The 737-nt window shown below is 57.3% G+C and carries 1 rRNA gene; it reads left to right on the forward strand.

Annotated features, from left to right (window positions below):
* Positions 1 to 737 (forward strand): 23S ribosomal RNA (locus tag ACFSW4_RS11925); the annotation flags it as partial.

Genomic DNA, 737 nt, shown 5'->3' on the forward strand with positions numbered 1-737 from the left:
CCGTGGGATACCACCCTGGCTGTACGGACATTCTAACCCAGGGCCGTGATCCGGTCCGGAGACAGTGTCAGGTGGGCAGTTTGACTGGGGCGGTCGCCTCCCAAAAGGTAACGGAGGCGCCCAAAGGTTCCCTCAGAATGGTTGGAAATCATTCGCAGAGTGTAAAGGCAGAAGGGAGCTTGACTGCGAGACCTACAAGTCGAGCAGGGACGAAAGTCGGGCTTAGTGATCCGGCGGTTCCGCATGGAAGGGCCGTCGCTCAACGGATAAAAGCTACCCCGGGGATAACAGGCTTATCTCCCCCAAGAGTCCACATCGACGGGGAGGTTTGGCACCTCGATGTCGGCTCATCGCATCCTGGGGCTGTAGTCGGTCCCAAGGGTTGGGCTGTTCGCCCATTAAAGCGGTACGCGAGCTGGGTTCAGAACGTCGTGAGACAGTTCGGTCCCTATCCGTCGTGGGCGTTGGAAATCTGAGAGGCGCTGTCCTTAGTACGAGAGGACCGGGATGGACACACCGCTGGTGTACCAGTTGTTCCGCCAGGAGCACCGCTGGGTAGCTACGTGTGGCAGGGATAAGTGCTGAAAGCATCTAAGCATGAAGCCCCCCTCAAGATGAGATTTCCCATTGCTTCGAGCAAGTAAGATCCCTCAGAGACGATGAGGTTGATAGGTCCGAGGTGGACGCGTGGTGACACGTGGAGCTGACGGATACTAATCGATCGAGGACTTAACTTC

Origin of the sequence: Piscibacillus salipiscarius (assembly GCF_042685285.1) — a bacterium.
Lineage (GTDB): Bacteria > Bacillota > Bacilli > Bacillales > Alkalibacillaceae > Piscibacillus > Piscibacillus salipiscarius.